Origin of the sequence: Cupriavidus pauculus (assembly GCF_008801835.1) — a bacterium.
In the GTDB taxonomy this organism is placed as follows: domain Bacteria; phylum Pseudomonadota; class Gammaproteobacteria; order Burkholderiales; family Burkholderiaceae; genus Cupriavidus; species Cupriavidus pauculus.
Genome location: NZ_VZOW01000002.1, coordinates 198,033 through 219,558 on the forward strand (window position 1 = coordinate 198,033; position 21,526 = coordinate 219,558).

Annotated in this window: 24 protein-coding genes; 19 read left to right on the forward strand and 5 right to left on the reverse strand. The window is 66.1% G+C overall.

What is annotated here, in order from left to right; translation table 11 throughout:
- Positions 1-77 precede the first annotated feature (77 nt).
- The 7 genes from purD (at position 78) to rng (ending at position 6,794) form a co-directional block, all read left to right on the forward strand.
- Positions 78-1,346 carry a phosphoribosylamine--glycine ligase gene (purD, locus tag F7R19_RS03590; RefSeq protein ID WP_061958760.1) on the forward strand — a complete coding sequence of 423 codons (1,269 nt, stop codon included), beginning with the start codon at positions 78-80 and terminating at the stop codon, positions 1,344-1,346.
- Between the two features lie 137 nt (positions 1,347-1,483).
- Complete coding sequence (hemF, locus tag F7R19_RS03595) at positions 1,484-2,395, forward strand: oxygen-dependent coproporphyrinogen oxidase (RefSeq protein ID WP_061958794.1); 912 nt, start codon at positions 1,484-1,486, stop codon at positions 2,393-2,395.
- Between the two features lie 5 nt (positions 2,396-2,400).
- Entirely contained in the window at positions 2,401-3,114 is a 714-nt protein-coding gene (locus F7R19_RS03600; protein ID WP_150979390.1) for a nicotinate-nucleotide adenylyltransferase, read from the forward strand.
- A 46-nt stretch (positions 3,115-3,160) separates the two neighbouring features.
- Positions 3,161-3,937: a ribosome silencing factor gene (rsfS, locus tag F7R19_RS03605; RefSeq protein ID WP_211922708.1), complete on the forward strand. Its 777-nt coding sequence runs from the start codon at positions 3,161-3,163 to the stop codon at positions 3,935-3,937.
- 37 nt (positions 3,938-3,974) lie between these two features.
- Positions 3,975-4,454, forward strand: a complete 480-nt coding sequence (gene rlmH, locus F7R19_RS03610; RefSeq protein ID WP_150979392.1) for a 23S rRNA (pseudouridine(1915)-N(3))-methyltransferase RlmH — start codon at positions 3,975-3,977, stop codon at positions 4,452-4,454.
- Positions 4,455-4,609: 155 nt separating this feature from the next.
- Positions 4,610-5,215, forward strand: a complete 606-nt coding sequence (locus F7R19_RS03615) for a Maf family protein (RefSeq protein ID WP_061958763.1) — start codon at positions 4,610-4,612, stop codon at positions 5,213-5,215.
- Between the two features lie 115 nt (positions 5,216-5,330).
- Positions 5,331-6,794, forward strand: a complete 1,464-nt coding sequence (gene rng / locus F7R19_RS03620) for a ribonuclease G (RefSeq protein WP_150979393.1) — start codon at positions 5,331-5,333, stop codon at positions 6,792-6,794.
- A 95-nt stretch (positions 6,795-6,889) separates the two neighbouring features.
- Here rng and F7R19_RS03625 read toward each other — a convergent pair whose 3' ends face one another.
- Entirely contained in the window at positions 6,890-7,453 is a 564-nt protein-coding gene (locus tag F7R19_RS03625) for a hypothetical protein (RefSeq protein WP_150979394.1), read from the reverse strand.
- Positions 7,454-7,672: 219 nt separating this feature from the next.
- On the opposite strand from F7R19_RS03625, the gene phnC reads away from it, so the two are divergent.
- The 4 genes from phnC to F7R19_RS03645 all read left to right on the forward strand — a co-directional run bounded on the left by phnC (position 7,673) and on the right by F7R19_RS03645 (position 11,004).
- Entirely contained in the window at positions 7,673-8,527 is an 855-nt protein-coding gene (gene phnC / locus F7R19_RS03630; protein WP_061958766.1) for a phosphonate ABC transporter ATP-binding protein, read from the forward strand.
- 61 nt (positions 8,528-8,588) lie between these two features.
- A complete protein-coding gene (gene phnD / locus F7R19_RS03635) occupies positions 8,589-9,569 on the forward strand; it encodes a phosphonate ABC transporter substrate-binding protein (protein WP_150979395.1) in 981 nt (326 codons plus the stop codon).
- An 86-nt stretch (positions 9,570-9,655) separates the two neighbouring features.
- Positions 9,656-10,468, forward strand: coding sequence for a phosphonate ABC transporter, permease protein PhnE (phnE, locus tag F7R19_RS03640; RefSeq protein WP_061958768.1), 813 nt, complete (start codon positions 9,656-9,658; stop codon positions 10,466-10,468).
- A 2-nt stretch (positions 10,469-10,470) separates the two neighbouring features.
- Entirely contained in the window at positions 10,471-11,004 is a 534-nt protein-coding gene (locus F7R19_RS03645; protein ID WP_211922709.1) for a phosphonate degradation HD-domain oxygenase, read from the forward strand.
- Between the two features lie 237 nt (positions 11,005-11,241).
- Here the strand turns inward: F7R19_RS03645 and phnN are convergent, their stop codons facing one another.
- From phnN to phnF, 4 genes are all read right to left on the reverse strand, one after another.
- A complete protein-coding gene (gene phnN / locus F7R19_RS03650) occupies positions 11,242-11,817 on the reverse strand; it encodes a phosphonate metabolism protein/1,5-bisphosphokinase (PRPP-forming) PhnN (protein ID WP_150979397.1) in 576 nt (191 codons plus the stop codon).
- Complete coding sequence (locus F7R19_RS03655; RefSeq protein ID WP_150979398.1) at positions 11,814-12,545, reverse strand: DUF1045 domain-containing protein; 732 nt, start codon at positions 12,543-12,545, stop codon at positions 11,814-11,816. The genes phnN and F7R19_RS03655 overlap by 4 nt, the downstream gene beginning before the upstream one ends.
- Entirely contained in the window at positions 12,542-13,744 is a 1,203-nt protein-coding gene (locus tag F7R19_RS03660; protein WP_150979399.1) for an alpha-D-ribose 1-methylphosphonate 5-triphosphate diphosphatase, read from the reverse strand. Before F7R19_RS03660 ends, F7R19_RS03655 begins: the two co-directional genes overlap by 4 nt.
- A gap of 81 nt (positions 13,745-13,825) precedes the next feature.
- A complete protein-coding gene (phnF, locus tag F7R19_RS03665; protein WP_150979400.1) occupies positions 13,826-14,560 on the reverse strand; it encodes a phosphonate metabolism transcriptional regulator PhnF in 735 nt (244 codons plus the stop codon).
- Between the two features lie 179 nt (positions 14,561-14,739).
- On the opposite strand from phnF, the gene phnG reads away from it, so the two are divergent.
- From phnG to F7R19_RS03705, 8 genes are all read left to right on the forward strand, one after another.
- On the forward strand, positions 14,740-15,228 hold the full coding sequence (gene phnG / locus F7R19_RS03670) for a phosphonate C-P lyase system protein PhnG (RefSeq protein WP_150979401.1): 489 nt from the start codon (positions 14,740-14,742) through the stop codon (positions 15,226-15,228).
- Position 15,229: 1 nt separating this feature from the next.
- Positions 15,230-15,847: a phosphonate C-P lyase system protein PhnH gene (gene phnH, locus F7R19_RS03675; protein WP_150979402.1), complete on the forward strand. Its 618-nt coding sequence runs from the start codon at positions 15,230-15,232 to the stop codon at positions 15,845-15,847.
- Between the two features lies 1 nt (position 15,848).
- Complete coding sequence (locus F7R19_RS03680; RefSeq protein WP_061958774.1) at positions 15,849-16,982, forward strand: carbon-phosphorus lyase complex subunit PhnI; 1,134 nt, start codon at positions 15,849-15,851, stop codon at positions 16,980-16,982.
- Complete coding sequence (locus tag F7R19_RS03685; RefSeq protein WP_061958775.1) at positions 16,979-17,881, forward strand: alpha-D-ribose 1-methylphosphonate 5-phosphate C-P-lyase PhnJ; 903 nt, start codon at positions 16,979-16,981, stop codon at positions 17,879-17,881. The genes F7R19_RS03680 and F7R19_RS03685 overlap by 4 nt, the downstream gene beginning before the upstream one ends.
- Positions 17,878-18,654 carry a phosphonate C-P lyase system protein PhnK gene (gene phnK / locus F7R19_RS03690; RefSeq protein WP_061958776.1) on the forward strand — a complete coding sequence of 259 codons (777 nt, stop codon included), beginning with the start codon at positions 17,878-17,880 and terminating at the stop codon, positions 18,652-18,654. Before F7R19_RS03685 ends, phnK begins: the two co-directional genes overlap by 4 nt.
- A gap of 2 nt (positions 18,655-18,656) precedes the next feature.
- A complete protein-coding gene (gene phnL / locus F7R19_RS03695) occupies positions 18,657-19,385 on the forward strand; it encodes a phosphonate C-P lyase system protein PhnL (protein ID WP_407648726.1) in 729 nt (242 codons plus the stop codon).
- Positions 19,386-19,554: 169 nt separating this feature from the next.
- Positions 19,555-20,754 (forward strand): alpha-D-ribose 1-methylphosphonate 5-triphosphate diphosphatase, encoded by a 1,200-nt coding sequence (locus F7R19_RS03700; protein WP_150979403.1) that lies wholly within the window; start codon positions 19,555-19,557, stop codon positions 20,752-20,754.
- Positions 20,755-20,940: 186 nt separating this feature from the next.
- Positions 20,941-21,462, forward strand: coding sequence for a hypothetical protein (locus tag F7R19_RS03705; RefSeq protein ID WP_223505670.1), 522 nt, complete (start codon positions 20,941-20,943; stop codon positions 21,460-21,462).
- Positions 21,463-21,526 lie beyond the last annotated feature (64 nt).

Here is a 21,526-nt window from a genome sequence, read left to right on the forward strand (position 1 = left end):
CGCCGCGCCCCAACGGCGGCAGCCCGGCAACAGCCAGCTGCCGCTTTTCGCATGCGTTTCTTTTCTGGCAGTGGATCATGAAAGTTTTGGTTGTCGGTTCGGGTGGGCGTGAGCACGCGCTGGCGTGGAAGCTGGCCCAGTCCCCCAAGGTGCAGGTCGTGTACGTGGCCCCGGGCAACGGCGGTACGGCGCTCGACAAGCGCCTGCAGAACGTGCCGCTGACCGATCCGGAAGTGCTGGCAGCGTTCGTCGAGCGCGAAGGCGTGTCGTTCACGGTGGTAGGGCCGGAGGCGCCACTGGCCGCCGGCATCGTGGATGTGTTCCGCGCGCGTGGCCTGCGTATCTTCGGGCCGACCAAGGCGGCTGCCCAGCTCGAATCGTCGAAGGATTTCGCCAAGGCGTTCATGCATCGCCATGGCATCCCCACCGCCTACTACCAGACCTTCTCGGATGCCGCCGGCGCCCACGCCTACATCGATGCGCAGGGCGCCCCGATCGTGATCAAGGCCGACGGCCTGGCCGCGGGCAAGGGCGTGGTGGTGGCGATGTCGCTGGAAGAAGCGCACGCGGCGGTCGACATGATGCTGGCCGATAACAAGCTCGGCGATGCCGGCGCGCGCGTGGTGATCGAGGAATTCCTGGAAGGCGAGGAAGCCAGCTTCATCGTCATGGTCGACGGCAAGAACGTGCTGGCGCTGGCCACCAGCCAGGATCACAAGCGCCTGCTCGATGGCGACGCCGGCCCCAACACGGGCGGCATGGGCGCGTACTCGCCCGCTCCGGTGGTCACGCCGGCGCTGCACGCGCGCGCGCTGCGCGAGATCATCCTGCCGACCGTGCGCGGCATGGAAAAGGACGGCATTCCGTTCACCGGCTTCCTGTACGCCGGCCTGATGATCGACCGCGACGGCAATCCCAAGACGCTGGAATTCAACTGCCGCATGGGCGATCCCGAAACCCAGCCGATCATGGCGCGCCTGAAGACCGACCTGGTCGATGTCATGGAAGCGGCCGTGGAGGGCAAGCTCGACCAGATCGAACTCGACTGGGACCGCCGCACCGCGCTTGGCGTGGTGATGGCCGCCTACGACTACCCCGAAAACCCGCGCAAGGGCGATGTCATTACCGGCATCCCGGCGGAAACCGCCGAAGCGGTGACCTTCCATGCGGGCACCACGCTCAAGGACGGCGCGCTGCTGACGTCCGGCGGCCGCGTGCTGTGCGTGGTCGGCCTGGCCGACACGGTCAAGGCCGCTCAGAAGAACGCCTACGCCGCCGTCGAGCAGATCCGTTTCGATGGCATGCAGTTCCGCACCGACATTGGCTACCGCGCCATCAAGCGCTGATCCGGCCCGTGTGCCGGCCCGATTCGCCCCGACATCACGTGGGGCGGGTCAAGCCGGTACAATCGTGACACCGCGATGACGACTTGCGCACGAACCGCCCCGCCGTCGTGCCACCGGCCCATCCCAATCCGCCCATCATGATCGATTCCCAGGCAGTCCGTGACTATCTGCTCGGCCTGCAAGACCGCATCACCGACGCCATTGGCGCTGTAGACGGCCAGGCGTTCCTGACCGACCACTGGGAAAAGCCCCCGACCGACCGCCTGCGCGGCAACGGCCGCACGCGCATCCTGGAAGGTGGCGCGGTGATGGAGCGGGCCGGCGTGGGCTTTTCTCACGTGCGCGGCGACACGCTGCCGCCATCGGCCAGCGCCAACCGGCCGGAGCTTGCCGGACGCAGTTTCGAAGCTTTGGGCGTCTCGCTGGTTTTCCATCCGCGCAATCCGCATGTCCCCACCGTGCACATGAACGTGCGGTGCTTCGTCGCGCTGAAGCCTGACGCCGCGCCGGTATGGTGGTTCGGCGGCGGCATGGATCTCACGCCGTACTACGGCAACGCCGCCGACTGCAAGCATTTCCATCGCACCTGCAAGGACGCCCTGGCGCCGTTCGGCGACGACCTCTATCCGCGCTTCAAGCAATGGTGCGACGAGTACTTCTATCTCAAGCATCGCGGCGAGGCGCGCGGTATCGGCGGCATTTTCTTCGACGATTTTTCCGCGCTGGGCTTCGAGCGCAGCTTTGCCATGATGCAGTCGGTCGGCGACGCCTTCCTCGACGCCTACCTGCCGATCCTCGCGGCGCGCAAGGACACGCCTTATGGCGAACGCGAACGCGACTTCCAGGCCTATCGGCGCGGACGCTATGTCGAATTCAACCTGGTATTCGACCGCGGCACCCTGTTCGGCCTGCAATCGGGCGGACGCGCCGAATCGATCCTGATGTCCATGCCGCCGCTGGCGGCGTGGCGCTACGACTGGCAGCCCATGGCGGGCACGCCGGAAGCCGCGCTCTATACCGATTTCCTGCCGGCGCGCGCGTGGGCCTGAAGCTGATGACTGAAGCAAAGAACGCCCCCGGCCAGCACGCACCAACGCCACGTCCCTACCGCCTGGGTATCCTCGGCGGCACCTTCGATCCCCCGCATCGCGGCCATGTTGCACTGGCCCAGTTGTGCATCGACCACCTCGACCTGGACGAACTGGTCTGGATCCCGACCGGCCATTCGTGGCAAAAGGGCGACAACGTAACGCCCGCCGCCGATCGCCTGGCCATGACGGAACTGGCCGCCGCCACGCTGGCTACGCGGCGCACCAAGGTGCGCGTGAGCCGCATGGAGGTGGATCGCGACGGCCCCAGCTATACCATCGACACCGTGCGCCAATTGCGCGCCGAATATGGCCCGCAGGCATCGATGTCGTGGCTGATGGGCGCCGATCAGTTGCTGCGCCTGCACACCTGGCATGGCTGGGAAGCGCTGTTCGAATATGTGCACCTGTGCACTGCCACGCGCCCGGGCTTCCATCTCGATGCGCTGGACGGCCCGGTGCTTGCCGCCCTGCACGAACGCCTGGCGGACACGCACCTGATACAATGCTCGCCCTCCGGACATATGTGGATCGACCAGACGCTGGCCGTCGACCTGTCGTCCACCGGCCTGCGCGAGCGCCTCGCCGACGGCCCGATGTCGGACCAGGCAGATGATGACCAACTGCCGGCCGGCGTGGCACACTACATCGCGCGTCAAGGGCTGTACCGACACCCCTGAGCCGACGCGCGCCCTACCCCGAATGAAGCTGAACAAGAAAGACACCATGGATATTCGTAAACTGCAGCGCGCGATCGTCGACGGGCTCGAGGATGTGAAAGCGCAGGACATCAAGGTGTTCGACACCACTCACCTGACCGAGCTGTTCGACCGGGTGGTGATTGCCAGCGGCAATTCGAATCGTCAGACCAAGGCCCTGGCGGCTTCGGTGCGCGACACCGTCAAGGAGGCCGGCGGCCATATCGTTGCCGTCGAAGGGCTGGAAACCGGCGAGTGGGTGCTGGTCGATTGCGGCGACGCCGTGGTGCACATCTTGCAGCCGCAGCTGCGCCTGTACTACAACCTAGAGGAAATCTGGGGCGACAAGCCGGTGCGCGTGAAGCTGGCCGCCGCCAAGGGTCTGGCCAAGGCCAGCGAGCCCGCCGAAGAGGACGAGGATGCCGAGCCGGCGCCGCGCGTGCGCCGCGCGTCGAACCTGCGTCCCGCGCTGGCGCGCCTGCCGGAAGGCATGAAGGAGCCGTCGCCGCCGATGGGTCATGAGGATACCGATCCGGACGCCATCGCCACCATCCGCAAGGCGCCGGCGCGCAAGACCACCAGCACCGGCACGCCGCTCAAGACCACCGCACGCAAGACCACCACTGCGCGCAAGACCACGGCCGGCACGACCGCCAAGGCGCCGGCCCGCAAGACGACCGCCGGTACCGCTGCCAAGGCCCCTGCGCGCAAGACGGCCACCGGCACTGCCGCCAAGGCCCCGGCACGCAAGACGGCCGCAGCAAAGACCGCCGCGCCGCGCAAGCGCGCCACGCGCTCGGCCTGATCGCACCAGTTGAGGCACTGACCACCGGGCATTTCGCATGCAACTCGTGATTGTGGCCGTCGGCCACAAAATGCCCGCGTGGATCGAAACCGGTTTCGCCGAGTACGCGAAACGGATGCCGCCAGAGCTCCGCATCGAACTACGGGAAGTCAAGCCGGAGGCGCGCTCTTCCAGCAACAACGCCGCCACGGTAATGCAGCGCGAGGCTGCGCGCATCGACGCCGTGCTGGGCTCGCTGTCCAAACAATGCCGCATCGTCGCGCTGGACGAACGCGGCAAGGACTGGACAACCGTGCAACTGGCCGCCCAGTTGACCGGCTGGCAACGCGAAGGCGGCGACGTGGCGTTCCTGATCGGCGGGGCCGACGGGCTGGACCCGGCCCTGAAGGCGCGCGCCCACACGCTGTTCAGGTTGTCCAGTCTGACACTGCCGCACGGCATGGTGCGCGTGCTGCTGGCCGAACAGCTCTATCGCGCCTGGTCGGTCACGCAGAATCACCCGTACCACCGCGCCTGAAAAGCCGCGGCACCCACGCGGCGCGGCGGACGTTCGCTGGCCGGCGGCGGCGCGTACAATCGACGCCACTCCGAATCTCATCCCGACGCCACATCGTGCGTGCCCCGCGGCATATCGCGCCGTCACGCGCTGGCGTCCTTTTTCGCGCCAATCCAGTGACTCACAATCTGCTCTATCTGGCTTCCCAAAGCCCGCGCCGCCGCGAACTGCTCACGCAACTGGGCGTGTCCTACGAATTGCTGCTTGCCGATGCGGGCGAAGATGCCGAAGCGCTCGAAGCCGTGCTGCCCGGCGAATCCCCGGACGCCTACGTGCAGCGCGTCTGCACGCTGAAGGCCGACGCCGCGCTGCAGCGCCGGATCCGCCGCGCGCTGCCCGATGCGCCGATCCTGACGTCGGACACCACGGTCTGCCGCGACGGCGAGATTCTCGGCAAGCCGGCCGATGCGACAGATGCGGCGCGCATGCTGTCTACGCTGTCCGGCACCACGCATCGGGTGCTGACCGCGGTCACCGTGGTGTCCGCGTTGGGCAAGCGCCATGCGTTGTCGATCTCGCACGTCACTTTCCGGGCCATGACCGCCGCCGAAATCGACGCCTACGTGGCCAGCGGCGAGCCGCTGGGCAAAGCCGGCGCCTATGGCATCCAGGGCCGCGCGGCGGAATTTGTCGAGCGAATCGACGGTAGCTATTCGGGTATCATGGGCTTGCCCTTGTTCGAGACGGCGGCGCTGCTGCGCGAGGCGGGTCTGCGCTTCTGATCCGCCTGCCGACACGCCGCACAAGGGCGCAGGGGTCTAACGCCCGGGCGCTTCCCGGGCGACAACAACAAGCGCCGGCAGACCGGCGACGCGCCAACATGCGAACCCAATCGCTATGACCGAAGACATCCTCGTCAACATCACGCCGCAAGAAACCCGCGTAGCCATCGTGCAGCAGGCGGCCGTGCAGGAACTGCATGTCGAACGCACGCTCACGCGCGGGCTGGTCGGCAATATCTATCTTGGCAAGGTCGTGCGCGTACTGCCGGGCATGCAATCGGCATTCATCGATATCGGACTCGAACGCGCCGCATTCCTGCACGTGGCCGACATCTGGCACCCGCGCGACGGCAGCGACAAGAACAGCGCACCACTGGCCATCGAGAAAACGCTGTTCGAAGGCCAGGCGCTGATGGTGCAAGTCATCAAGGATCCGATCGGCACCAAGGGCGCGCGGCTTTCCACGCAAGTCAGCATCGCGGGCCGCACGCTGGTCTACCTGCCGCAGGATCCGCACATCGGCATTTCCCAGCGCATCGAAGGCGAAGTGGATCGCGAAGCGCTGCGCGCGCGCGTGCAAGGGCTGGTGCCCGCCGATGAACGCGGCGGCTTCATCGTCCGCACCATCGCCGAAGAAGCCAGCGACGAAGAACTGGGCAATGACATCGCCTATCTGCGCAAGATCTGGGGCACGATCCGCCTGAACGCCACCACGCAGCCGGCGCCGAGCCTGCTTTATCAGGACCTGAACCTGGCGCAGCGGGTGCTGCGCGATTTCATCAACGACGCCACCGGCGTCATCCAGGTGGATTCGCGCGAGAACTACCAGAAGCTTCTGGAGTTTGCGCAGGAATACACGCCGGCCGTGCTGTCGCGCCTGTCGCACTACACGGGCGAGCGGCCCGTTTTCGACCTGTTCAATATCGACGCCGAAATCGAGAAGGCACTGTCGCGGCGCGTCGACCTGAAGTCTGGCGGCTATCTGATGATCGATCAGACCGAAGCGATGACGACGATCGACGTGAATACCGGCGGCTACGTCGGCGCGCGAAATTTCGACGACACGATTTTCAAGACGAACCTCGAAGCCGCGCACACCATCGCCCGGCAACTGCGCCTACGCAATCTGGGCGGCATCATCATCATCGACTTTATCGATATGGAGAACGCCGAGCACCGCGATGCCGTGCTGTCGGAACTCAAGCGCGCGCTGTCGCGCGACCGCACCCGTATCACGGTCAACGGCTTCTCGCAGCTCGGCCTGGTGGAAATGACGCGCAAGCGCACGCGGGAATCGCTGGCGCACGTGCTGTGCGAACAATGCCCCGTATGCACCGGCAAGGGCCAGGTCAAAACGCCGCGCACGGTGTGCTATGACATCCTGCGCGAAATCATGCGCGAATCGCGCCAGTTCAATCCACGCGAATTCCGTATCCTGGCGTCGCAGGAAGTGATCGACCTGTTTCTCGAGGAAGAAAGCCAGCATCTGGCAATGCTCGGCGACTTCATCGGCAAGCCGATCTCGCTGCAGGTGGAATCGACCTTCCACCAGGAACAGTACGACATCATTTTGATGTAACGCGCGACGGGAAGCGCGGCCGCCGTGCGCGGCCTTCCCTGCGCCGAATTCCACCGCCTTCCGCCGCACCTCTACCGCGTTCGTCCTCCCCCCGTTCAGCGCCCGCGCCGTACATACAGATCCGTGACGTCCAGCATGCACGCGTCCGCGACGGTGTACTCGCTGGGGCGCTTGCGTATGCGGTTGATCGCCACGTGCCTTGCGGTCGGATGATGGCCGTCGAAGAACCTGTGCGACTGGCCTTCGATGATGCGTGGCCGATCATGTTCGAACTGCAGGTTGAAAGTCCTCGGGATCAGGCCCGAGTAATGGTTCGTATATTGCGCCCGCTTGCAGCCGCGCTGGCGCAGACAGGCCTGGATCCGTTGGCCGATATAAGTGCTGGGCCACCCGCATCGCAACATGCTGGCCGCGCCGTCGCCGCCGAATATGGTCACGTCATAGTCGCGCCATTGGTGCCCGCGCGGCATTTTCTTCTCGATTACGCCAATATTGGCCTCGAGCATCTGGTCGGTATCGAAGTGCGCGGCCACCAGCGTCTGGCCTGAGCCGTGGATTCCGAAGACGCCGATGCAGGTCTGCACGGCGGGCATCGACAAAGACAGGCCGCGCGTGGGAAACACGCCATATTGGCCCTGAAAGACAACGACTCGGTTCATCGCGGCGATTCCTCTATCCCATCTGGAACGAAAGTGGCTCGGAGACAACCCGAAGCAGCGTAGGGAGATTCGGGCCACGCCGCCGTGATCTGGGACAGACCGCGCGTCGCCCCACCGATCCCGCGGCCGCGGTCCGGCCGTTCACGGAAGTCCTGCCCCGTCATCGTTCTGTCACGCGCTCCCCCCAGAATGCGCAGGTCATTCAAGCAAGGAGTCGACATGACGCATGCAATCGAAGTCCGCGGCCTGAGCAAGTCGTTCCGCGCGGACCGCAAGGCGCTTGACGATGTCACGCTGCACATCGCACCGGGCGAAATGGTCGCGCTGCTGGGTGCATCGGGTTCCGGAAAGTCGACGCTGCTGCGCCATATGGCCGGCTTTGTCACCGGCGACGCCGGCGCCGGCGAGATCCTCGTCAACGGCCGCGTCGTGCAACGCAACGGCCGCCTGGCGCGCGATGTGCGCCGTGTGCGCGCGGAAATCGGATTCGTGTTCCAGCAATTCAACCTGGTCGGGCGTTTGCCAGTCATCACCAACGTGCTGGTGGGCCTGCTCACGCGCGTGCCGAAATGGCGCAGCCTGATCCGCTTTTTCAAGGCCGATGAAGTGCAGGCCGGGCTCGATGCTTTGGCCCAAGTTGGTATAGACGACTATGCGTTTCAGCGCGCCTCGACGTTGTCTGGCGGACAGCAGCAACGTGCGGCCATCGCGCGCACGCTGGTGCAGAACGCGCGCGTGATCCTGGCCGACGAGCCGATCGCATCGCTCGATCCGGAGTCGTCGCGCCGCGTGATGTCGTTGCTGGCGCAGATCAATCGCACGCGCAAGGTGGCCGTGGTGGTGTCGCTGCATCAGGTCGACGTGGCGATGCGCTACTGCCCGCGTGTAGTGGCGCTGCGCCAGGGCAAGGTGGTCTACGACGGCCCGTCGGCCGCGCTCACGCCAACCATGCTGCGCGACCTCTATGGCACCGAGGCCGAGGAACTGCTGCACGACACCGTGGCGGACGAACCTGCGCCCGGCGAGGGCATGCCCGCGCCCGTCATGGTCAGGATGGACCTGGCCGCCGCCTGAACCCGAATTTCCCGTCTTACCGACCGCGTTTTCCCCATCAGACTTTCCAACGGAGTTTTCGATGCTTCGCAGAACCTTTCTCGCCGTGGTGGCTTCGGGTGTCATGGCGCTGCCCGCCTTCGCCCAGGACGCCAAGACCCTGAACATCGGCTTTATCTCGACCGAATCGTCGTCGAACCTCAAGAACGCCTGGCAACCGGTGATCGACGACCTGAGCAAGACGCTCGGCGTGCAGGTCAAGCCGTTCTTCGCCTCCGACTACGCCGGCATCATCGAAGGCATGCGCTTCAACAAAGTGCAGATCGCTTGGTTCGGCGACAAGTCGGCCATGGAAGCGGTGGACCGCGCCAATGGCGAAGTGTTCGCCTCGGTGATCGACAAGGACGGCAATCCGGGCTACTGGTCGCTGCTGATCGTGCGCAAGGACAGCGACCTGAAATCGGTCGAAGACGTGATCAAGCACGGTAAGGAGCTGTCGTATGGCGCCGGCGATCCGAACTCGACCTCGGGCACCGCGGTGCCGGGCTACTACCTGTGGGCCGCCAACAAGGTGGATCCGAAGTCGCTGTTCAAGGCCGTGCGCATCAGCAACCACGAAACCAATCTGCTGTCCGTGCTGAACAAGCAGGTCGATGTGGCCGTGAACAACACCGAGAACTTCGAGCGCTATCGCATCAACACCGGCAAGAATGCCTACGACGAAGTGCGCGTGCTGTGGAAGTCGCCGCTGATCCCGGCCGATCCGCTGGTCTATCGCAAGGACCTGTCGCCGGACATGAAGAAGAAGATCCAGGACTTCTTCGTCAACTACGGCAAGGGGCCGAATGCCGCGCGCGAAAAGGAAACGCTGGCCGCGCTGACCTACCGCGGCTTCCGTCCGTCGACCGACGCGCAACTGGTGCCGATCCGCCAGATCGAACTGGCCAAGGAAAAGGCCAAGATCGAATCGGACGGCACGCTGGCTGCTGCCGACAAGGAGAAGAAGCTGGCTGATGTCACGCGCCGTCTGGCCGAACTCGACAAGGCCGTCAGCACGCAGTAAGTCGTTATGAAGGCCGACGGCGCCGCATGCGTGGCGCCGTCGGCTTTGCCACTTTTCAGCCCCTGTTTTACTTTCGGATTGCCCCCATGACCGCCACCGCCAAGCCTGGCCTGCCCCCTTCGCCACAGAGTTCTGTCCGGCCGCCGCGCACATCGCTATCCGTGATGTTCATCTGGGCGATCGTGCTGGCCATGCTCGCCATGTCCTGGCAAGGCGCCGACATGCGTCCGCTGGACCTGCTGCGCGACTCCGGCAACATGGCAAAGTTTGCCGCGGACTTCTTCCCGCCCAACTTCCGTGACTGGCAGACCTATCTCGACGAAATGCTGGTGACTGTCCAGATCGCGCTCTGGGGCACCGCGCTGGCCGTGTTCATGGCCGTTCCGCTGGGCCTGCTGTGCTCGGCGAACATCGTGCCGGTGTGGGTGTACCAGCCCGCGCGCCGCATCATGGACGCTTGCCGCGCCATCAACGAAATGGTGTTTGCGATGTTGTTTATCGTCGCGGTCGGGCTGGGGCCGTTTGCCGGCGTGCTGGCGATCTGGATCCACACGATGGGCGTGCTGGCCAAGCTGTTTGCCGAAGCGGTCGAGGCGATCGATCCGCGTCCCGTGGAAGGCGTGCGCGCCACCGGTGCAGGGCCGATCGAGGAAATCGTCTATGGCGTGATTCCTCAGGTGCTGCCGCTGTGGCTGTCGTTCGCGCTGTATCGCTTTGAATCGAACGTGCGCTCGGCGTCGGTGGTGGGCATCGTCGGCGCGGGCGGCATCGGCACAGTGCTGTGGGAGATCATCCGCAGCTTCCAGTACGCGCAGACTTGTGCGGTGATGATCATCATCATCCTGTTCGTGGTTGCCATCGACGTGATTTCCGCGCAGATCCGCAAGGTGCTGGTATGAGCATGCTGACGCTCGAACGCATCGCTGGCCTGTTCGCACAGCACGGCACGGCCTACTACGGCGGCGAGGCCATCAGCCAGACCGCGCACGCGCTGCAATGCGCGCAACTGGCCGAACAGGCCGGCGAGCGCGAAGCGCTGATCGTCGCCGCGTTGCTGCACGACATCGGCCATCTGATGCTCGCGGAAAGCAGCACGACCGACATGCGCCACCAGGAAGCCGGCGCCGATGCGCTGTCGACGCTGTTCGATGCCGACGTCACCGAGCCGGTGCGTCTGCATGTGGCCGCCAAGCGCTACTTGTGCGCGACGGATCCGGGCTACTTCGAAACGCTGTCGCCGGTGTCTGTGCACAGCCTGCAACTGCAGGGCGGCGTGTACGACGGCACCCAGGCCGCCGCCTTCGCGGCCACGCCGCACGCACTGGAAGCGGTGCGCCTGCGCCGCTATGACGATCTGGCAAAGGTTGTCGATCTGGCCACGCCGTCGCTGGACCACTATCTCGACATGGCTGCGCGCTGCATGCGCACGGCATAGCTCCACCGATTCCCGCGCAGACGCGCACGCGGCGCACGCCGCGCCGAAGCGATGCACGCCTCGGCGCGGCGGTTCAGGTCAGCGCATCGCGTAAATCGAAAATGCCGGGTGGGAAGGTATGCGGCGTCGGCAGGTCAAACGCCGGCGCTTAGGGCCAGCGTGCTGCGGCCACGCGCGAGGAAATGCAATCGGCGCAACGCAGCGCGATCCGCGCGATCCGTCCCCGCAGCACCGCGCTCAGGCGCGTCCAGACGTCACCAGTTGCGAGAACGCCGCCGCCGCGACATCGAGCGCACCGCTGTTGTCGATCTCGACCAGCCGCACGCCTTCGGGCACGTCGAACGGTTGCGTGGCGCGTGCCAGACGTTGCGCGATCGCGGCTTCCGATTCGCGTCCGCGCTGGCGCAGACGCACCGCGAGCACTTCGGGATTCACGCGCACATGCACGGCGCAAAGCCCTGGATAGCGCGCCGCGGCAATCGGCAGATATTCGCGCGATCCATTGACCACGACATTGAGGCCGCGGGCAAGCCATTGTTCGATTTCCACGCCGATGCCGTAGTGCAGCCCGTGGCTGTGCCAATGCAAGGCCATGCATCCCAGATCGACACGCCGATGAAACTCGTCGGCGCTCAACGCCACGGACGCCTCGCTGGCGTCCGCGGCGCGCGTGATATAGCGATGCGCGACCAACACCGGATCGGACCGATGCAGGCGTTCACGCAGCGCGCACAGCAGAGAATCCTTGCCGCTGCCCGATGGGCCCATCACGTAGAACAGGCCGCTGCCGTCGCTTGTCTTCGGCGGGTTCATGACGCCAGATACACCGCGCCAGCGCCATCCCTGACCGCGCCGTCGAATCGATAGTGGCGCCCGGCCACGAAGTCTGCGCCGGGGTCAGCCTGCACGTAGACGCTGATGCCATCGACATGCAGCGGTGCGTCCGGCTGCGCACCGGCTTCGGTCAGCATGCGCAGCGCCAGCGTCTGGCTGGCGGCGTCGAGCTGGCCCGTCAACGTGATATGGAATGTGAACGTATCGAACACGTACGGATAGCCCCACTGTTCCAGCATGTCGCGCTGCGCCGCGTCGAGCCTGGCGGGATTTCGCCGGGCGATGTCGTGGGCAGTCGGCGGTGCGCGGAAGCGATCGAAGTCGCGCACGCAGTCATCGGCTAGCCGGTGCATCTGTCGGCCGCCATGGCCTTCGGCATCGGCCAGACACCACGCAAGGAAACCGCGCAGTGCGCGCAGCGACAACGGCGCATCGAATGCCGCGCGGCCCCGCGCGAAATCGCGCGCCGCGCGATCGAGCATCGCCGGGTCGGTGCCTTGGGCCAGCCGGAACGGCGGCTTCAGGGTCGCGTGCAACGCGTAGTGCGCCGGCGCGGCGACCCACTCGGCGGGACGTTGCGCGATGCGCGGCGACAGCGGCACGTCGGTGCCAGTATCGGCATCGCGGCCCAGCCACTGCGCGCCAATGCTGCGGAACGGCTCGGACGGCGACAGATAGATCGCGTAGCGATGTGCGGTCTTGCTCATGCCGCCAGACTGCCTGCGTCGGCCAGGTCGATCAATGGCAGCGCCGTGGTCGCATGACGCAATTCGCCATTGACGATGGCGCCGCACACGCGCGGCAAACCGGGATGGCTGTCATCGACGAGGATCGCGTCGGCGCGCATGCCCGGCACCAGCGCGCCACGATCGCGCAGGCCCGCGGCGCGCGCCGGATTGCGCGACACCAGATGCCATGCCTCGGGCAATGCGCAGACGCCCAGTTGCGCCAGCTTGAATGCTGCCTGCAGCGGCGCAGGATAGTAGTAGTCGGACGCCAGTACCGTGCATAGCCCGGCCGCCACCATTTCGGTGGCATTCGGCGCGCCGGTATGACTGGTGCCGCGCAGCACGTTGGGCGCACCGAACACTGTTTCGTCGCCGATCTGGCGCGCCATCGCGGCCACATCGACGGTGAGCGGGAATTCCGCGATCGAGCAGCCCTGGCGATGATAGTGCTGACGCGTGGCGCCGTCGGGGTCGTCGTGCGAAGCCACGGGCAGATGCGCGGCGCGCGCGGCGGCGATCAGGCGCGACATGGCAGCCGGCACATCCTGCGCATGGCGGCTGGCCGCGCGCAGACGATTGCGGAATGCCTCCATGTCGCACTCGGCGCGTTCGGCATATTGCGCCACCTTCTTGTCGTCGCTCATGCGGCGCGCCATCGTCGGCAGATGGTCATTGATCGCCAGCAGCCCGATGCGGCCGTCGGCGATCCACTGCAACGCGGTTTCCACGCCGGCCAGGTGATACGCCTCGAAGCGCAGATGCACCTTGTGCGATGCACCCAGCACCGGTTGCAGCTGCGCCAGCGCATCGAACATGCGCAGCGCGTAGGCCTCGCCACGCAGCCCGCCTTCCCATGACAGCGTCACGCCGTGGAATTCGGTGGTGATGCCGTGCGCCAGCAACTGCCGGTCGACATCGATCAGCGCGGGGCCGTATGGAAAACTCACGCCCGGCCGCGGCATTACCGCGCGCTCGAACGCGTCACCATGGATATCGACAATGCCGGGTAGGACGAGCAGATCCCGCGCGTCGATGGCAACGCCGGCGTCGGCGTCACGCTGCGCGATCTTGCCGTGCTCGAACGCCAGCGTGGCGGGGGCGATGCCGGCGGCGCCAAGTACCCGGCGGCCGGTGATCCCGCGCAGCGGGACCGAATAGGAGGAGGTTGTCGTATGCATGGGCATTACGTTAGCTGCGTCAGATGACAGACGGATGTCTAGACCAATACGACTGTGCCGCCACACCGCGCGGCAGGTCTGTCAGTCGTTGTCGGACACCGTAAGCTGCACCCAGTCGCCGGCAAAGCGGGTCACGCTGTATTGCACGGGCGCGCCGTCGATATCGACATTGAGCGCCTCCACCTGCAGCACGGGGCGCGTCTTGGGCTGGTTCAACAGGCGCGCGACCGGCGCGCTGGGCATGGCCGCCGTGATGCGCGACCACTTGCGCGTGTAGTCGGCGATGCCGTACTGCGCCAGCGCGCGCGAGATCGACTGCGTGGTGCGCAGCCGCGCTTCCAGTTCGGGGAAGCGCCTCGGATCGAAATAATGCTCGGCCACGTCGATGGTGCGATTTTCAGCCTTGCCGACCATCTGCACGCGCAGCACTTCGGCTGTGCGCGACAGGCCAAGGTGCTTGCTCACCTCGGGCGCGCGGACCACCTGGCTCTCGACGATCTCCAGATGGCCGCGCATGCCCTGCGCTGCGAGGTTCTGCGAAAAGCGCGTGCGGCGGCCGATCGCGTAGTCGATCGCGTGCTCCTGCACGAACGTGCCGCGCCCTTGCTCGATGCGCACCAGGCCGCTCAGTTCCAGTTCGCCCATGGCGCGGCGAATGGTATGGCGGTTCACGCTGAAGCGCGTGGCCAGTTCGGGCTCCGGCGGCAACTGCTCGCCGGGGCCATAGAGTTTGTTGCGGATGTCTTCCGCCAGCGCCTCGCCAATCTGGCGCCATACGGCCACACCGGAGCCACGTTCCACTTCCCGTTCGGACATCTTTGCTCTGCTCGTCATCAAGCGTTCATGGGTTTCGTGCGATTGTGCCTCATACCCGCCGCATCCGCCGCGTGCCCGACCAAAGCCCCGCCGCGTCACGAAACCGACATCTGGCTGTGGTCTATTATCGCCGTGTTGTGTTAGTGTACATCTAAACGTATAGACGTATAGGGGTGATCATGCAAAGCGAAAACGCCAACCAGGCGAATGCGGCGCGCGCCGCATGGCTACGGGTGCTGGCGCTGGCCCGGTCGGACGCACTCGATGCGGCCTTTCAACGCCTGGCCGAAGCGCAAGCGCTGCCGGCCTACCGGCTGCTGCGCAAGCCGGAGTCGGGCATGGCGATGGTGCGCGCCCGCGCCGGCGGCACCGGCGCGCAGTTCAACCTTGGCGAGATGTCGGTGACACGCTGCGCCGTGGTGCTCGACCAGACCGGCGACGAGGCCGCCACCGCGGGCGTGTCCTATGTGCAGGGACGCGGCGCGCGCCACGCCGAACAGGCTGCCGTGCTCGATGCGCTGTTGCAGCGCGCCACCTGGCATCGGCGCGTGCAGGAAATCGTCATCGCGCCGCTCTCGCAGGCGCTCGACGAGCGTGCCGCGCAGCAGGCCGCAGTTGCCGCGCAAACCCGCGTGGAGTTTTTCACGATGGCCCGCGGAGAGGATTGAGATGTCATCGACACAAATCACCATGCAAGCCCCGGCCACCTCGCTGCTGCCCGGTTTCGACAATCCGGTCGATGACGCGCAGGCGGTGTTCCGCGCCGCGCTGGAAGCGTTCGCGCATCCCGGGCGCCTTGAAACGCTGCCGGCCGACAGCGGCCAACCCGAAGGACTGTCGCCGGCGCTCACCGCACTGTTGCTGACACTGGCCGATCCCGACACGCCGGTATGGCTGCCGGCCGACGTTCCCGCCGCCGCCCGTGCCTTCCTGCGCTTTCATTGCGGCTGCCCGCTGGTCGACGACGTGGCGCAAGCCACCTTCGTGTGCGTGCCCGACGGCCACGCCATGCCACGCCTGGCCGATTGCGCGCAGGGTCTGCCCGCGTATCCCGACCGATCGGCCACGCTGATCGTGGAAGTGGCGTCGTTGCACGACGGCGACACGCTGACGCTTGCCGGGCCGGGCATCGAAGCTACGCAGACGCTGCATGTCGGCGGTCTGCCTGCCGATTTCCGCGCGCAATGGCGCGCCAACAACGCGACTTTTCCGCTTGGCGTCGATCTGCTGCTGGCCAGCGGCCGGCAATTCTGCGCGATGACGCGCACCACGCGCGTGGAGGACTGACATGTATGTAGCCGTCAAGGGAGGCGAACGCGCCATCCTCAATTCCTACCGGATGCTCGACGCCTATCGCCGTGGCGACACGTCGGTGCCCGAACTCACGCTGGCGCAGATTCGCGAGCAGATGCCGCTGGCCGTGTCCCGCGTGATGGCCGAAGGGTCGCTCTATGATCCGCACCTGGCCGCGCTGGCAATCAAGCAGGCGGCAGGCGACCAGATCGAGGCGATCTTTCTGCTGCGCGCCTACCGCACCACGCTCGCGCGTTTCGGCTACACGCAGGCGCTGGACACCGGCAAGATGAAGCTGCAGCGCCGTATCTCGTCGACCTTCAAGGACGTGCCCGGCGGGCAGGTACTGGGGCCGACCTACGACTACACGCAGCGCCTGCTCGACTTCTCGCTCGAAGCGGGCCGTGACCCCGAAGCGCTGCCGCCGTCGCCGCAGCCGCTGCCGACCGGCATGCCGCGCGTGACCGGCCTGCTCGAAGCCGAAGCGCTGGTCGAGGCCGACGCTGTGCCGGCTGGCGACCCCGCCCCGCCCGATCTGACGCGCGAGCCGCTGACGTTCCCCGCGGATCGTCCCGCGCGCCTGCAGAACCTGGCGCGCGCCGACGAAGGCTTTCTGCTGGCGATGGGTTACTCCACGCAGCGCGGCTACGGCAACTCGCACCCGTTTGCTGCCGAGATCCGCTACGGCAGCACCGAAGTGGAAATGTTCATCGAGGAACTCGGCTTCGCCATCACCATCGGCGAGGTGGAACTCACCGAATGCCAGATGGTGAGCCAGTTTGCCGGCAATGCCGACGAAGCGCCGCGCCTGACGCGCGGCTATGGGCTGACGTTCGGCTACAACGAGCGCAAGGCGATGTCGATGGCATTGGCCGATCGCGCGATGCGTGCGGCCGAGCTGGGTGAAGCTGCCGACAATCCGGCCAACGATATCGAATTCATGCTGTACCACAGCGACAACGTCGAAGCGTCCGGCTTCGTGCAGCACTTGAAGCTGCCGCACTACGTGGATTTCCAGGCCAATCTCGAACTGCTGCGCCGTCTGCGCGCCGAGCAGGACCCGAACGCCACGCCCACATCCGCGCCCACGCCGCAACCGCAACCGTCGCAAGAGGAGTCGCTGGCATGAACGCCCACGCCGCCACACCAGACACCGCCGTCGCGCGCGACGAGCATTACAACTTTGGCTATCTGGACGAATCGACCAAGCGCATGCTGCGCCGCGCGCTGTTGAAAGCGGTGGCGATCCCCGGCTACCAGGTGCCGTTCGGCAGCCGCGAAATGCCGCTTCCCTATGGCTGGGGCACCGGCGGCATTCAGGTGACCGCCGCCATCATCGGCCGCCAGGACGTGCTCAAGGTGATCGACCAGGGATCGGACGACACCACGAACGCGATCAACATTCGCCGCTTCTTCGGCCGCGTGACCGGCGTGCAGACCACCGAACGCACAGCCGAGGCCAGCATCATCCAGACGCGCCACCGCATTCCCGAAACGCCGCTGCGCGCCGGACAGACGATGGTCTATCAGGTGCCCATCCCCGAACCGCTGCGCTGGCTGGAGCCGAGCGAAACCGAAACCCGCACGATGCACGCGCTGGCCGAATACGGGTCGATGCATGTGAAGCTCTATGAAGACATCGCGCACCACGGCCATATCGCCACGACGTACGACTACCCGGTCATCGTCAATCAGCGTTACATGATGCGCCCGTCGCCGATTCCGAAATTCGACAACCCGAAGCTGGACCGCAGCCCGGCACTGATGCTGTTTGGCGCGGGCCGCGAGAAGCGCGTCTACGCGGTGCCGCCGTACACGTCGGTCAAGAGCCTCGATTTTGTCGACCATCCGTTCACCGTCGAGAAATGGTCGAGCTGCTGCGCGCAATGCGGCGCCACCGACAGCTATCTCGACGAAATCATCACCGACGATGCAGGCACGCGCATGTTCGTGTGCTCGGACACCGAATACTGCGCCGATCGCCAGGCCGCGCTGGCCGTCAAACACGCCGCCGGAGACTCGCAATGAACGCCACACCCCTGCTTTCCGTCCGCAACCTGACGCACACCTGGGATGGCGTGCATGGCTGCCACGATGTCGACTTCGACCTGTATCCCGGCGAAGTGCTGTGCGTGGTGGGCGAATCGGGATCGGGCAAAAGCACGCTGCTGCAGGCGCTGTCGATGCAGGTCAAGGCACAGCGCGGCAGCGTCAGTTACGACATGCGCGAAACCGGGCTGACCGATCTCGGCGGGCTGTCCAGCGCGCGCATGCGCCTGCTGGCGCGCACCGACTGGGGCTTTGTGCGCCAGCACGCGCGCGACGGCCTGCGTATGCAGGTCAGCGCCGGCGCCAATATCGCCGAGCGCCTGATGGCCGTCGGCAATCGCCATTATGGCGATCTGCGCGAGATCGCCGGCGCGTGGCTGGAAAAGATGGAGATCGATCTGGCGCGGCTTGACGACGTGCCCAGCACGTTCTCGGGCGGCATGCAGCAGCGCCTCCAGATCGCGCGCAATCTGGTGACCCATCCGCGCCTGGTCTTCATGGACGAGCCGACCGCCTCGCTCGACGTATCGGTGCAGGCGCGCCTGCTGGACCTGTTGCGCCGGCTGGTGACCGACCTGGGCCTGGCCGCGATCCTGGTCACGCATGACCTGGCAGTGGCGCGCCTGCTGGCGCATCGCACGCTGGTGATGCAGGGCGGCCGCGTGGTGGAGCAGGGCCTGACCGACCAGATTCTCGACGACCCGCAGCACCCTTACACGCAGCTGCTCGTTTCCTCCATCCTGCAAGGCTGACCATGATGCACGCAGATACCCGCAAGCTGATCGAGGTGCGAGGCCTCGGCAAGATGTTCACGCTGCACAACCAGGGCGGCATCCGGCTGCCCGTGCTGCAGGCGATCGATTTCGATGCATCGCGCGGCGAATGCCTGGTGCTGTCGGGCCGCTCCGGCACGGGCAAGAGCACGCTGCTGCGCTGCCTGTACGGCAACTACCTGGCCACCGAAGGCACCATCCGTCTGCGCGATACCAGCGCCGCGGGCGAGCCGTGGGTCGAGCTGACCAACGCGCCCGAACAGCGCGTGCTGAAGCTGCGCCGCGATGTGATCGGCTATGTCTCGCAGTTCCTGCGCGCCATTCCACGCGTGTCCGCGCTCGATGTCGTGGCCGATCCGCTGCAGCAACGTGGCGCCAGTCACGAGGAGGCGCGCGCCCGGGCCGCGGTGCTGCTCGAACGTCTGAACCTGCCGCGCCGTCTGTGGGATTTGCCGCCGGCGACGTTCTCCGGCGGCGAGCAGCAGCGCGTGAACATCGCGCGCGGCCTGATCGGCGGCCACCCGATCCTGCTGCTCGACGAGCCGACCGCTTCGCTCGATGCCGACAACCGCGCCGTGGTGATCGCGCTGATCCGCGAAGCACTGGCCGAAGGCCGCGCACTGATCGGCATCTTCCACGACGAAGCGGTACGCGACGCGGTTGCCACGCGCGCGCTGCCACTGCAACCCGTGGCGGCTGCCAATGCCTGAAGCATCGGCCGGGTCGCGTCGGCGCGCCAGCAGAGCCGATCGTCCCGGTCGCCAGATCGAACATTCGCCCCTAATGACCATATAGCCCGAAGCGCCCTGATCGCCCCTCGCACTCAGGCGCGCCGGGATCGCCCTCAGCCACTGCCCCGAACCTGAAACGGAACCGGACATGTCCACCACGTACCTCACGCACGCGACGCTCGTTCTTCCAGATCGCGTGCTGCACGACGGCGCCCTGCTGATCGACGATGGCCAGATCGCCGCCATCGATCCCATTTCGGCGCCCGCCCATGCCAGCGTCATCGACCTGCGCGGCCACACCGTGATGCCGGGCCTGATCGATGTGCATTGCGACGCCATCGAAAAGGAAGCCGAACCGCGCGCCAATGTGCTGTTTCCGCTCGATTTTGCCGTCGCGCAGGTCGATCGCCGCAACGCGGCGGCCGGCATCACCACGCCATATCACGCGCTATCTTTCGCCAGCAACCAGTTTGGCGTGCGCAACAATGACACGGCCGCCACACTGGTGCGCACCGTGGCCGGCTACCGCGCGCACAGCCTGGTCGACAACCGCATCCATTGCCGCTACGAAGTGACCGACGCCGCCGCGGTGCCGGTGCTCGAAATGCTGATGGAAGAAGGCGTGGTCGATCTGCTGTCCGTGATGGATCACTCGCCGGGCCAAGGGCAGTTCAAGACGATGGACGCGTATCTGTCCTACATGATGGGCAACCACGGCATGAGCCGCGAAGAGGCGGCCGACGCCGCCGCGAGTAAAGCGGCCGAACTCGATGGCGCGACCGATCGCGTGAATCGGCTGATCGCCAAGGCGCACGCACTGCGCATTCCCACTGCCAGCCATGACGACGATTCGCCGCAGCGCATCGCCGCGATGCAATCGCTCGGCGTGCGCATGAGCGAATTCCCGATCAACCTGGAAACGGCGCGTGCAGCGGCCACGCACGCGCTGCCGACGATTCTCGGCGCGCCCAATGTGTTGCGCGGCAAGAGCCAGAGCGGGTCGATGCGGGCCATCGACGCGATCCATGCAGGCGTGGGCAACATCCTGTGTTCGGACTATCAGCCGTCGACCCTGATCGCCGCCGCGTTTGCCGCCGCGCGTCTGGCCGATCTGCCACTGAACGAGGCACTGGCGCTGGTCAGCGCCAACCCGGCCGACGCGTGCCAGCTCGATGATCGCGGCCGCCTTGCGCCGGGCAAGCGCGCCGACGTGATTGCCGTGGCCAGTGTGGCCGGACAGCCGCTGGTCACGCACACGTGGTCGGCCGGCCGGCTGGTGTTCGCCGCCGGTTATCCGCCCGTGCATGCCGCCGCGCCGCGCGCGGCTGCGCTGCAGGCCGTGGCCTGAGCTGAAGCTTAATTCGGCATTCGCAAAAAGGCCGCGCGACATGCTTCGTCGCGCAGCCAGTATCGTCTCACTATAGTCGTCGCCCTTTTTCTTCGCCTGCTAGGGCTAGTCCCGATCGCATATGGCTGGCCTTTGGCAATTCATCCGCTACATTGAAGTAGGCGGAGGAAGTACGAGGGGGCCAACATGACGTCAACAAGAATCATCATGCCAGCGATGCTGGCATTTTTTTTGTGCGCGGCGTGCACCGCGCCGGGGACCACCGAAGGCCCGCAGACGTACAACGGCCCGTTTCCCGAACCCTACGCCACGCGACCCGCGCCTGCGGTGGCGCGCGCCACCCCGATCCCGGCACACGAAATCGACATGAACGGCACATGCAAACGTACCGAGGAAGACGGCTTTCGCGAGGATGCGTTGGTGCGCGTGTCGCACAACGCCGTGCAGCAGCTGTCCTGGAAACTCTGGGTATCGCGCCGCGGCTCTTGCCACTTCGATCTGTCGGAATTCAAACAGGTACAGCAAACGCCGCATATCGAACTGCATGCCGTCGACGGCAGCGGCTGCACGCTGATGGTTTGGCAGGATCCGCGCCGCATCACGCTGGCCCACGCGCATTGCGAAAAACACTGCACGCCCGGCATCTACGATGAGGCGTGGCCAGTGCTGTTTGATCCGAAAAGCGGAGCGTGCGCGCAAGTCCGATAGCGTTCGGCCCGTTGCGGCGCCCCGGCTGTCGCGCTCGCTCCGGAGCACGCGCTGCCGGGCGGGA